Origin of the sequence: Streptomyces sp. NPDC014861, assembly GCF_043081625.1 — a bacterium.
Lineage (GTDB): Bacteria > Actinomycetota > Actinomycetes > Streptomycetales > Streptomycetaceae > Streptomyces.
The window spans coordinates 150,306-161,956 of sequence record NZ_JBIBWV010000006.1 but is presented as its reverse complement, the minus strand read 5'-3'; the positions used below and the strand labels follow the sequence as shown (position 1 = coordinate 161,956).

Sequence of the window (11,651 nt, the reverse complement as noted above, 5' to 3'; positions counted from 1 at the left end):
TGCCGTCGCTCAGAGCGAGCCGTGGAAGGTTCGGTTGAGGACGTCGAGCTGCTGGTCGCGGGTGAGGCGGACGAAGTTGACGGCGTAGCCGGAGACGCGGATGGTGAGCTGGGGGTAGTTCTCCGGGTGCTCCATGGCGTCCATCAGCACGTCCCGGTTGAGGACGTTGACGTTCATGTGGAAGCCGTCGCTCGCCATGTAGCCGTCGAGCACGCCGGCCAGGTTCTTGATCCGTTCCTCGGGGGTGCGGCCCAGGCCGTCGGGGGTGACGGTGTTGGTGAGCGAGATGCCGTCCTCGGCGTCCTCGTACGGCAGCTTGGCGACCGACAGGGCGGAGGCCACGTAGCCGTGGGTGTCGCGGCCGTTCATGGGGTTGGCGCCCGGGGAGAACGGCTCGCCGGCCCGGCGGCCGTCGGGGGTGTTGCCGGTCTTCTTGCCGTAGACCACGTTCGAGGTGATGGTCAGGACGGACTGGGTGTGCTCGGCGTTCCGGTAGGTGGGGTGCTTGCGCACCTTCCGCATGAACTCCTCGACCAGCCAGACGGCGATCTCGTCGGCCCGCTCGTCGTTGTTGCCGTAGGCCGGGAAGTCGCCCTCGATCGCGTAGTCGACGGCGAGGCCGGTCTCGTCGCGGACGGGGCTGACCTTGGCGTACTTGATGGCGGCGAGCGAGTCGGCGGCGACCGAGAGGCCGGCGATGCCGCAGGCCATGGTCCGGCGCACGTCACGGTCGTGGAGCGCCATCTCGATGCGCTCGTAGGCGTACTTGTCGTGCATGTAGTGGATGACGTTCAGCGCGTGGACGTAGACGTTCGCGAGCCATTCCATCTGCTCGTCGAACTTTTCCATCACCTCGTCGTGGTCGAGGACCTCGGAGGTGAGGGCGCCGGTGGCGGGGCCGACCTGGGCGCCGGACTTCTCGTCGCGACCGCCGTTGATCGCGTACAGCAGGGTCTTGGCGAGGTTCACGCGGGCGCCGAAGAACTGCATCTGCTTGCCGACGGGCATCGCCGAGACGCAGCAGGCGATCGCGGTGTCGTCGCCGAACCGGGGACGCATCAGCTCGTCCGACTCGTACTGCACGGACGAGGTGTCGATCGAGACGCGGGCGCAGAACTCCTTGAAGCCCTGGGGCAGCCGCGGCGACCAGAAGACGGTCATGTTCGGCTCGGGCGCCGGACCGAGGTTGTAGAGGGTCTGGAGGTAGCGGAAGGAGGTCCTGGTGACGAGCGGGCGGCCGTCCTCGCCCATGCCGGCGAGGGACTCGGTGACCCAGGTCGGGTCGCCGGAGAACAGCTCGTCGTACTCGGGGGTGCGCAGGAAGCGGACGATGCGGAGCTTGATGATGAAGTCGTCGACGAGTTCCTGGGCCTGCTCCTCGGTGAGGAGTCCGGCCTCGATGTCCCGCTGGAGGTAGACGTCGACGAAGGTGGAGGTGCGGCCCAGCGACATCGCGGCGCCGTTCTGCTCCTTCACGGCGGCCAGGTAGGCGAAGTACAGCCACTGGATCGCCTCGCGGCCGGTGGTGGCGGGGCCGGAGATGTCCTGGCCGTACGAGGCGGCCATGGCCTTCAGCTCGCCGAGGGCGCGCAGCTGCTCGGAGAGCTCCTCGCGGAGCCGGATGGTCTCCTCCAGGGAGCGGTTGCCGGCCGGGAGGACGTCGAGCTCGGCCTTCTCCTCCTTCTTGACGGCGATGAGGCGGTCGACGCCGTAGAGGGCGACCCGGCGGTAGTCGCCGATGATGCGGCCGCGGCCGTAGGCGTCGGGGAGTCCGGTGACGATGCCGGCCTTGCGGGCGGCGCGGATCTCGGGGGTGTAGGCGTCGAAGACGCCGGCGTTGTGGGTCTTGCGGTACTCGGTGAAGACCTTCTCCAGCTCTTCGGAGACGGGGTAGCCGTAGGTCTCCAGGGCGCCGGCGACCATCCGCCAGCCGCCGTTGGGCATGATCGCCCGCTTCAGCGGGGCGTCGGTCTGGAGGCCGACGATCAGGTCCTTGTCGCGGTCGATGTACCCGGGGGCGTGGGCGGTGATGGTGGAGGGGATGTCGTGGGCGACGTCGTAGACGCCCTTGGCGCGCTCCTCCGGGAACTTGTCCGTGATCGCCTTCCAGACGGCGGTGGTCCGCTCGGTGGGGCCGGCGAGGAAGGAGTCGTCGCCCGCGTACGGGGTGTAGTTCTGCTGGATGAAGTCGCGGACGTCGATGGCGTCGCGCCAGAGTCCGCCCTTGAAGCCGTTCCAGGCCCGCTCGGTCGCCGTCGCTTCCGCAGGAGTCGCAGTCACTGCCCGCACCGCCTTCTTCGAGTCATTCGATCGCGTCGTTGCTTACTTTCATTTCACTCCTTTTGATCGATCATTTCGGGCGGCATTGGTCACCAGCCGGGGGTCCTAGGTCCTTTTCCCCGGCATGCGGAAAGGCCCCGCCGGGGCGGGACCTTTCTCGGTGTGACGCGGGGGCTCAGCTGGGGGCCTCGGCGCCCTTGCGGGCGTAGAACCACCAGGTCACGACCATGCAGCTGACGTAGAAGGCGACGAATCCCCACATCGCGCTGGTGACGGCGACCGAGCCGAAGAGCGCCGGGATGAAGAAGAATCCGTAGGCGGCTATCGCGGAGGTGAAGCCGGTGACGGCGCCCGATTCCATCTCGGCCTGCTTGAGGGCCTTGGTGTGTTCGGGGGTGCCTTCGGTGAGGCCCTTGAGGTGGGTGCCGCGGAAGATGACCGGGATCTGGCGGAAGGTCGAGCCGTTGCCGATGCCGGAGAAGAAGAACGCGGCGAGGAAGCAGAAGAAGAAGCCGTAGAAATTGCCGCCGTCGCCGCCCGCGGGCAGGAAGTTGATCACGCCGATGATCGCGACGGCCATGCCGACGAAGGACAGGATGGTGACCCGGGCGCCGCCCCACTTGTCGGCGATCCAGCCGCCGGCCCAGCGGGCGAGGGCGCCCACGGCCGGTCCCATCCAGGCGTAGGTGGCGACGGAGTAGTCCGGGAAGGTGGTCTTGATCAGCATCGGCAGGGCCGCGGCGAAGCCGATGAAGGAGCCGAAGGTGCCGACGTACAGCCAGGTCATCAGCCAGTTGTGCTTGCGCTTGAAGATGATCTTCTGCTGCTTGAACGGGGTGGAGGCGACCTTCAGGTCGTTCTGGCCGAACCAGGCGACGGCGGCCAGGACCAGCACGACGGGGACCCAGACGAAGGCCGCGTTCTGGAGGTACACGGGGGTGCCGTCGGCCTTGTGCTGGGCGGAGCCGATCGCGATCGTCGACCACGTGATGACGATCGGGGTCAGCAGCTGCACGACGGAGACGCCGAGGTTGCCGAGACCGCCGTTGATGCCGGTCGCGCTGCCCTTCTTCGCCTTGGGGAAGAAGAAGCCGATGTTGGCGAGGGAGGAGGCGAAGTTCGCGCCGCCGATGCCGCAGAGGGCGGCGATGACGACCATCACGGTGTACGGGGTCGTCGGGTCCTGGATCGCGATGCCCAGCCAGATCAGCGGCACCACGAGGACGACGGTCGACAGGGCGGTGAACCGCCGCTGGCCGATCATCGGGCCGAGGAAGGTGTAGAGGATGCGGGCCGTTCCGCCGGTCAGACCCGGGATGGCCGTCAGCCAGAACAGCTGCGAGGTCGAGAAGCCGAAGCCGACGTCCTTCAGGTTGGTCGCCGTGACCGACCAGACCTGCCAGACGACGAAGGCGACGAGGAGCGCGGGCACCGCGATCCACAGGTTGCGGTTGGCGACCCTCTTGCCGATCGACTTCCAGAAGAGCTCGTTCTCCGGCTCCCAGTCGTTGACGGTCCGGCCGGGGCGGTACTGCTCCGTGTCGTACGAGGCGGGCGACCCGCCCGTCGTTCTGCTGTCCTGGACTACGGAACTCATGGCGCTTCCCTGACTTCCCTGACGTTTACGAGCCCTTTCGAGGCCTCTTCCTTGCCTTTCCAGGCTGCGCCTCGGTGGAGGGGCGCCGTCAGTGCCGATGGTCGCGACCGGGGGCGGGCCTAGGTCGGGTCCCGGAGCGGGCCCTAGGTCCCGTCGGGGGCGGGCCTGACGGGCCATCGGGGGCGGGAGAGGGGGTGCCCCCGGGCCGTGCGACGGCCCCTGGAAGGGGTGTGGGGCCGTCGGGGGCGGGCCGGGGGCAGTTCAGGGGGGTGCTGCGGGTGAGGGATCAGGGTGAGGGGATCCGGTGACGGCCCGCGGGGTGAGGGGATCGGGTGACGGGTCGCGGGGTACGTGGGGAGGTCGTACGGCTCCTGTACGGCGACGGCGACGGCGGCGCGGGGTGCGCGGCCGTACGGCTCAGCCGCGGCCGGCGCCGGGCACCTCCGGCGCCTCCGGCACCGGGAGGAGCGGCAGGGCGACCTGCGGGTCGTCCAGGCTCGCGCCGGTGCGCAGGTCGAACTCCTGCTTGTGCATCGGGGAGGCCACCACCGGCACGCCGTCGCGGCTGCCCATGATGCCGTCGGCGATGACGTCGGCGCCCGAGTACGGGTCCCGGTTGCCCACCGCGTACACCGCGCCCTCCGCGTCCTTGAAGAGCGCCGCCTCCGTCCCGTCCGGCAGCACCGCCGCGCGTCCCCGCCCCGGCTCCAGGAACTCCACGCCGGGCACGTGCGGGGCGAAGCGGGCGAGCGCCTCGGGGTCGTCCAGGACGGCCCGCCACTCGTCGCGGTACGCGGCCACGTGCCGCCGCATCTGCGCCTCCAGCTCGGCGCCGATGCCGAGGGAGTCCTCGATCAGCACCTCCTTGAGGTGGGCGATGCCCGCGCCGGAGCCGCCGAGGCGTTCGAGCCAGGCCGAGGTGCGCTCCAGGCGCTCGCCGGTCCGGAGGTAGTACATGAGGAAGCGGTCGATCAGGGCGAGGAGTTCGGCCGCCGACAGGTCGGAGGCGAGCAGGTCGGCGTGGCGGGGGGTGGCGCCGCCGTTGCCGCAGACGTACAGGTTCCAGCCGCCGGCGGTGGCGATGACGCCGAGGTCCTTGCCGCGGGCCTCCGCGCACTCGCGCAGGCAGCCGGAGACCCCGCCCTTGATCTTGTGCGGGGCGCGCAGGCCCCGGTAGCGGAGCTCCAGGTCGATGGCGAGCTGCACCGAGTCGCCCTGCCCGAAGCGGCAGAACTTCGCGCCCACGCAGGACTTCACGGTCCGCAGCGACTTGCCGTACGCCTGCCCGGACTCGAAGCCGGCCGCGAGGAGCCGGCGCCAGATCGCCGGCAGGTCCTCCTTGCGGGCGCCGAAGAGGTCGATCCGCTGGCCACCGGTGATCTTGCTGTAGAGGCCGTGGTCGCGGGCCGTCTCGCCGATGGCGATGAGCTGTTCGGCGGTGATCTCGCCGCCGGGGACGCGGGGGACGACGGAGTAGGTGCCGTCCTTCTGGAGGTTGGCGAGGAAGAGGTCGTTGGAGTCCTGGAGCGCGGCCTGTTCGCCCTCCAGGACGTGCCGCAGGCCCAGTTCGGGGGCGAGGGTGCCGAGGACGTTGGCGACGACGGGCTTGCAGACGGTGCAGCCCGCGCCTCCCGCCCCGTACCGCTCCGTCAGTTCGGTGAAGGAGCGGATGTGCTCGGTGCGGATCAGTTCGTACAGCTCGGGCCGGGTGAGCTCGGGGAAGTGCTCGCACAGGCCCCGGCGCTTCGCGACCCCGGCGGCGTCGAGGACGGCCTGGAGGGTGGTGACGCAGCCGCCGCAGCCCGTGCCCGCCTTGGTGCAGCGCTTGATCCCGCCGATGTCGGTGAGGCCGTGCTCGGCGATCGCCGCGCCGACCGCGCCCTTGGTGACGTTGTGGCAGGAGCAGACGACCGCGTCGTCGGGGAGGGAGCCCGCGCCCGGGAGTTCGGCGCCACCGGAGGCCGCGGGCAGGAGGAAGGCCTCGGGCGGGGCGGGCAGCCGCCGCCCGGCGTGCGGCTTCAGCGAGCCGTACGCCTCGGCGTCGCCGACCAGGATGCCGCCGAGCAGCCGCCCGTCCGGGCCCAGGAGCAGCTTCTTGTAGACGCCCTCGCGGCCGTCCGAGAAGACGAGCTCGGTGGCCTCCGCGCCGCCCGCGAAGGGGTCGCCGAAGGAGGCCACGTCCGCGCCCATCAGCTTCAGCTTGGTGGAGGTGTCCGCGCCGGTGAACTCCGTCGTACCGTCGCCGGCGAGCTGGTCGGCGACGGTCTCGGCCATCTGGTAGCCGGGGGCGACCAGGCCGTAGACGCGCCCGTCGGAGGTCTGGGCGCACTCGCCGATCGCGTACACGTACGGGTCGGTGGTGCGGCAGTGCGGGTCGACGGCGACGCCGCCGCGGTCACCGACGGCGAGCCCGGCCTCGCGGGCGAGCCGGTCGCGGGGGCGCACCCCGGCGGAGAAGACGACGAGGTCGGCGGGGATCCGTTCGCCGTCCGAGAGGGTGAGGGCGGTGGTCCGGCCGTCGGCGTCCGTCTCGACCCGGGCGGCTCCGACGCCGGTGTGCACGGCCACGCCCATCGACTCGATGGTGGCCCGCAGGGCGGCCGCGCCGCCGTCGTCGACCTGGAGGGGCATCAGGCGGGGCGCGAACTCGACCACGTGGGTGGCGAGTCCGAGGGTGCGCAGGGCGCCCGCCGCTTCCAGGCCGAGCAGTCCGCCGCCGATGACGACGCCGGTCCTGGCGTGTTCGGCGTAGGCGGTGAGGGCGTCCACGTCGTAGAGGGTGCGGTACGTGAAGCAGCCGGGGGCGTCGGCGCCGGGGATCGGCGGGACGAAGGGGTACGAGCCGGTGGCGAGCACCAGCGCGTCGTAGGGCACGACGGCGCCGGAGGTGGTGGTGACGGTGCGGGCGGCGGTGTCGATGTGTTCGGCCGGGTCGCCGAGCCGCAGGTCGACGCCGTGGTCGGTGAGGAAGCCGGGGTCCGTGAGGCCGAGGTGTTCGGGGGCGGTGCCGGCGAAGACGGAGGAGAGGTGGACGCGGTCGTACGCGGGCACGTCCTCCTCGGCCAGGACGGTGACGCGCCAGCCGGGCGCGGCCGCGGGGGCGGTCGGGGCGGTCCGGTCGGCCGCCGTGGGGTCTGTCGGGGCGGTCCGGTCGGTGGGAGCGTCGAGGGCGGCGATCCCGTGCCCGTCGGGGAGCTCGGCCCCGTCGAGGAGCCCGACCCCGTCAGGGAGCCCGACCCCGTCGAGGAGCGCGTTCCCGCCCGCGAGTGCCTTTCGCTCCGCGAGTGCCTCCAGGAGCCGGTGGCCGACCATGCCGTGGCCGACGAGGACGAGGGACGGGCTGGAGGACATGGTGGCTCCGGGTGGTGGGGGATCCGTGTCTTCGACCGTAGGGCGGCGCGGGGCGCCCGCCGGCCCGGGAAAGGCCCGAGGAGAAGGGACTTGCGGCCCTCGCGGCGGGGCCGAACGGCGGGGGTGGGGGCGTCGTGCGCGGGTCTAGCGTGGGGGTCACGGGTCCGGGCGGCGTACGACACCGCCGGGCCGGCCCCGCCCGCCGACGACTCCCGGGGACGGTGCACCCCCGGGAGCCGTGGCGACCGGAGCGGAAGGAGCGGCAGGATGCGTGAGCTCGTCCTCGCGGCGCACGGGAGCGCCGTCCCCGAGGCGGCGGCGACCACGGCCCGGCTGGCGGCTGCCGTACGGCACCTGACGGGGGCGCCGGTCACCGTGGCGCACCTCGACCACCAGCTCCCCTCGCTTCCGTCGGTGCTGGCCGGCCGTCCGGGGGCGGTCGTCGTGCCGCTGCTGCTGGGCGACGGCTACCACCGCAGGGTGGACGTGCCGGCCGTGGCCCGGCGGTTCGTGTGCGCGGTGACGCCGGGGCTGCGGGGCGAGCACGCGGTGGCGCTGGCGCTGTACGAGCGGCTGCGCGCCGCCGAGCGGGCGGCGGGCGGTCCGGCGGACGCGGTCGTCGTCGCGGGGGCCGGCTCGTCCCGTCCGGGCGGGAACGACGGGACCCTGGTGGCGGCGGAGCAGCTGGGGCGGCTCCTTCCGGTGCCGGTGACGGTGGCGTACTGCTCGGCGGCTTCGCCGGCCCCGGCGGACGCGGTGGCACGCGCGCGTGGCGACGGCTTCCGGCGGGTGGCGGTCGCGGCGCACCTGCTGGCGCCGGGACGGTTCTCCCGCGCCCTGGAGGATGTGCCGGAGGCGTACGCCGTGTCGGCTCCGCTGGCGGATCATCCTCGGCTGGCGCGGCTGGTGGCGGCCCGTTACGAGGCGGCGGTGCTCCCGGAGGCCGTACCGCTCCGCGTGGCTTGAGAGCGGCGGGGGGTGTCTCTGCTGTGCTGGCCGCATGACGCAACCCTTCCTGCCGCTGACCGCGCGCTCCCGTGAGGAGTCGCACCGGACCGCCACACCGCTGGAGCTCTTCTTCGACCTGTGCTTCGTGGTCGCCGTCGCCCAGGCGGGCGCGGCGCTCGTGCACGCCGTGGCGGAGGGGCACGCGGGCGAGGGCGTGGTGAGCTACGCGATGGTCTTCTTCGCCATCTGGTGGGCGTGGATGAACTTCTCGTGGTTCGCCTCTGCGTACGACAACGACGACGTGCTGTACCGGGTCGTGACGCTCGTGCAGATCGCGGGTGTGCTGATCCTGGCCGCGGGCGTGTCGCGCGCGTTCGAGGAGCACGACTTCCTCGTCGTCTACCTGGGCTATCTGGTGATGCGGGTGGCGCTCGCCTCGCAGTGGCTGCGGGCCGCGCACCACGCCGCGTCGGCGGAGGAGCGGGCGATGTGCCGGCGGTACGCGGGCGGGGTGCTCACGGTGCAGCTGGGCTGGCTGGCGCTGCTGTTCGTGCCGGACGGGGCGGTGCCGTGGGTGTTCCTGGCGCTGGCGCTGGCGGAGCTCTCGGTGCCGGTGTACGCGGAGAGGGTCGCGCCGAGCACCTGGCATCCGCACCACATCGCGGAGCGGTACGGCCTGTTCACGATCATCGTGCTGGGCGAGTCGGTGGCCGCGGCGACGGTGGCGGTGAGATCGGGGGTGCTGGAGCACGACGCCCTGAACGAGCTGCTGCCGATCGCGGCGGGCGGGCTGCTCATCGTCTTCGCGGCCTGGTGGATCTACTTCGTGGTCCCGGCGCACGACCGGCTGACGGACAGCCGGCAGGGCTTCCTGTGGGGGTACGGCCACTTCGTGATCTTCATGTCGGCGGCGGCGATCGGCGCCGGTCTGGAGATCGCGGTGGAGCAGGCCGTCGGCAAGGCGCACATCAGCACGCTCGCCGCCTCGGCGTCGGTGACGATCCCGACGGCGGTCTTCCTGCTGTCGGTGTGGCTGCTGCACGCGCGCTACTTCAAGGTGGGCATCGCCCAGCAGGCGGTTCTGCCGGGGTCGGCGTTCGTGATCCTGATGTGTTCGTTCGCGGGCCGCTGGGCGGTGCTCGCGGCGGGTCTGGTGGCGGCGGCCACGGTCGCGCTCGGCGTGACGCTCACCGCGCGGAACCCGGCGGGCCGGAACCCGGGCGACGGGAAGCAGGCCGACGGGAATCCGGGCGCCGGGACGGCCCGCGCCTCGTGAGGTGGCCCCCGCTCCCCCGGGAGGGAGGGGCCGCTCTTCCTGAGGTGGGTCCGCTCGTCCTGAGGTAGGAAGGGGACATGACAGCTGAGTGGCGCTCGACCGACGGACTGACCGACGTGCCCGGCATCCGGGTGGGCCACGCGCGCGTGGCGGGGCCCCGGGCGCTGTCGGGGACCACGGTCGTGCTCGCCTCGGAGGGCGGGGCGGTGGCCGCCGTGGACGTACGTGGCGGGGGCCCCGGCACCCGCGAGACGGACGCCCTCGACCCGAGGAACGTGGTCCAGCGGATCGACGCCCTCGTGCTGACCGGCGGCAGCGCCTACGGCCTGGAGTCGGCCGCGGGGGTGATGGCCTGGCTGGAGGAGCGGCGGCGCGGGGTCAGGGTCGGGCCCGACCCGGCGCACGTGGTGCCGGTGGTGCCGGCCGCGTGCGTCTTCGACCTGGGCCGGGGCGGCGACTTCGCGGCCCGCCCGGACGCCTCGACAGGCCGGGCCGCCGTGGAGGCGGCGGAGGCGTCCGGGGACCACGCGCGCGTGGTGACGGGCGCGGTCGGCGCCGGTACGGGGGCGGTCGTCGGCGGGATGCGGGGCGGGGTCGGCACGGCGAGCCTGCGGCTGGAGTCCGGCATCACCGTGGCCGCTCTGGCGGTGGTGAACGCGGTCGGCTCGGCGGTCGATCCGGCGACCGGCGTGCTGTACGGCAGTCTCTTCGAGGAGGGTCCCGCCGGTGTCGACGGGCCCGCCCGCCCGTCGCGCGCGGTGCACGAGGCGGCGGTGCGGCGGCTCGCCGAGGCCCACTCGGCCTCGGTCCGGCCGCCGCTGAACACCACCCTCGCGGTGGTCGCCACGGACGCGGTCCTGACCCGCGCCCAGGCCCAGAAGGTGGCGGGGACGGCGCACGACGGCATCGCGCGGGCGATCCGGCCGGTGCACCTGATGAACGACGGCGACACGGTCTTCGCGCTCGCCACCTGCGCCCGCGAGCTGCCGGCCGCGCCGGGGCCGCTCGCCCTGAACGAGGTCCTGGCCGCCGGCGCGGACCTGGTGACCCGGGCGATCGTCCGCGCGGTGCTGGCCGCCCCCGGAGGGCAGCGCGGCCCGGGCGGCGACTTCCCCTCGTACGGGGAGCTCTACGACCTCCCCCAGAGCTCGTACTCCCGGTAACGACAAGGGAGTTGGAGGGATCGGCGAGGTCGGGAACTTCCGTCGCCCACCACTCGTTTTCCCGTAACCCCGACCCGTTGTCGGACCCAGGGACTACGTTAAGCAAGCACCAAGTGACATGCGGCGACGGCCTGGAGACCCTCTTGAACGATCCGCGGGATCACCACGATCCGTACGAGACGACCGAGACGCACGTCGAGCGGCTTCTCGGCCGGGCGCTCAACTCCTTCGACCTGCCCGACGCGATGGTGGAGCGCCTGGAGTCGGCGCTCGCCCACTCCACCGCGCTGCACTCCTCGCACCACAGTTCCTCGCTCCACCGCACCACCTACCGCCACGCCTACCTGCTGGCCGACGGCAGCGCCCTCACCCTGTGGGAGCTCGTGCACAACGCCGGGCGGGACGGCACCGAGCAGCACGAGCTGTACACGGAGGAGGCGGAGGCGCGGCTCGCCGCCTCCCGGCTGCCCGCGGGCCCGCTGCCGGGGTGGACCGTGGAGCGGGCCGACGGGCGTCCCCTCGGTGACGACGACGACCTGGCGGCGCTGAGCGCGCTCCTGGCTCGCCCGATACCCGCCCAGCCCCGGATGTACGTGCCGGACAACTCGGCGGACCACGCCCGCCGCGTCCTGCGCCGCGCGGAGAACCCGGACCGGCCCACCGAGCGGACCGCCCGCCGGCTGCGCATCGCCTTCGCCCACCACATCACCCAGGTCTTCGGCCGGAACTGCCCCGTCGAGGGCGGCCGGGACGCCGGCTTCACCCTGTACGAGCACCAGTTCCTGCTCCTCGACGGCAGCGAGCTGAGCCTCTGGGAGGTCGAGCACACGGCCACCCCCGACGGCCGGCACATGTGCGAGGTGTACGAGTCGGAGGCCGCGGCCCGCGGCGCGATGGAGGCCCGCTCCCGCGTCGTCTGAACCCTCCGCCCGCCGGGGACACGGCGAAGGGCCCCGGTCGGGAGACCGGGGCCCTTCGTCGTACGTGCGGCGGGTCTTCGCCACGCGTGCGGCGGGTCTTGCCGCGCCTGTGGCGG

General features: G+C 72.7%; 7 protein-coding genes. 4 read left to right on the top strand and 3 right to left on the bottom strand.

The features are described 5' to 3' along the window. Positions 1 to 9 precede the first annotated feature (9 nt). The 3 genes from pflB to nirB form a co-directional block, all read right to left on the bottom strand. Complete coding sequence (gene pflB / locus ACF1BN_RS15130; protein WP_392332066.1) at positions 10 to 2,280, bottom strand: formate C-acetyltransferase; 2,271 nt, start codon at positions 2,278 to 2,280, stop codon at positions 10 to 12. Between the two features lie 175 nt (positions 2,281 to 2,455). Beyond that, positions 2,456 to 3,877, bottom strand: coding sequence for a NarK family nitrate/nitrite MFS transporter (locus tag ACF1BN_RS15125; protein WP_392332065.1), 1,422 nt, complete (start codon positions 3,875 to 3,877; stop codon positions 2,456 to 2,458). A gap of 417 nt (positions 3,878 to 4,294) precedes the next feature. Beyond that, positions 4,295 to 7,228: a nitrite reductase large subunit NirB gene (nirB, locus tag ACF1BN_RS15120; protein WP_392332064.1), complete on the bottom strand. Its 2,934-nt coding sequence runs from the start codon at positions 7,226 to 7,228 to the stop codon at positions 4,295 to 4,297. Positions 7,229 to 7,495: 267 nt separating this feature from the next. Here nirB and ACF1BN_RS15115 point away from each other — a divergent pair, with 267 nt between their 5' ends. The 4 genes from ACF1BN_RS15115 (at position 7,496) to ACF1BN_RS15100 (ending at position 11,535) form a co-directional block, all read left to right on the top strand. Beyond that, positions 7,496 to 8,194, top strand: a complete 699-nt coding sequence (locus ACF1BN_RS15115) for a sirohydrochlorin chelatase (RefSeq protein ID WP_392332063.1) — start codon at positions 7,496 to 7,498, stop codon at positions 8,192 to 8,194. 34 nt (positions 8,195 to 8,228) lie between these two features. Then, positions 8,229 to 9,452, top strand: coding sequence for a low temperature requirement protein A (locus tag ACF1BN_RS15110; RefSeq protein WP_392332062.1), 1,224 nt, complete (start codon positions 8,229 to 8,231; stop codon positions 9,450 to 9,452). A 77-nt stretch (positions 9,453 to 9,529) separates the two neighbouring features. Continuing rightward, complete coding sequence (locus ACF1BN_RS15105; RefSeq protein ID WP_392332061.1) at positions 9,530 to 10,615, top strand: P1 family peptidase; 1,086 nt, start codon at positions 9,530 to 9,532, stop codon at positions 10,613 to 10,615. A 143-nt stretch (positions 10,616 to 10,758) separates the two neighbouring features. Further along, entirely contained in the window at positions 10,759 to 11,535 is a 777-nt protein-coding gene (locus ACF1BN_RS15100; RefSeq protein ID WP_392332060.1) for a DUF6227 family protein, read from the top strand. The last annotated feature ends 116 nt before the right edge of the window (positions 11,536 to 11,651 follow it).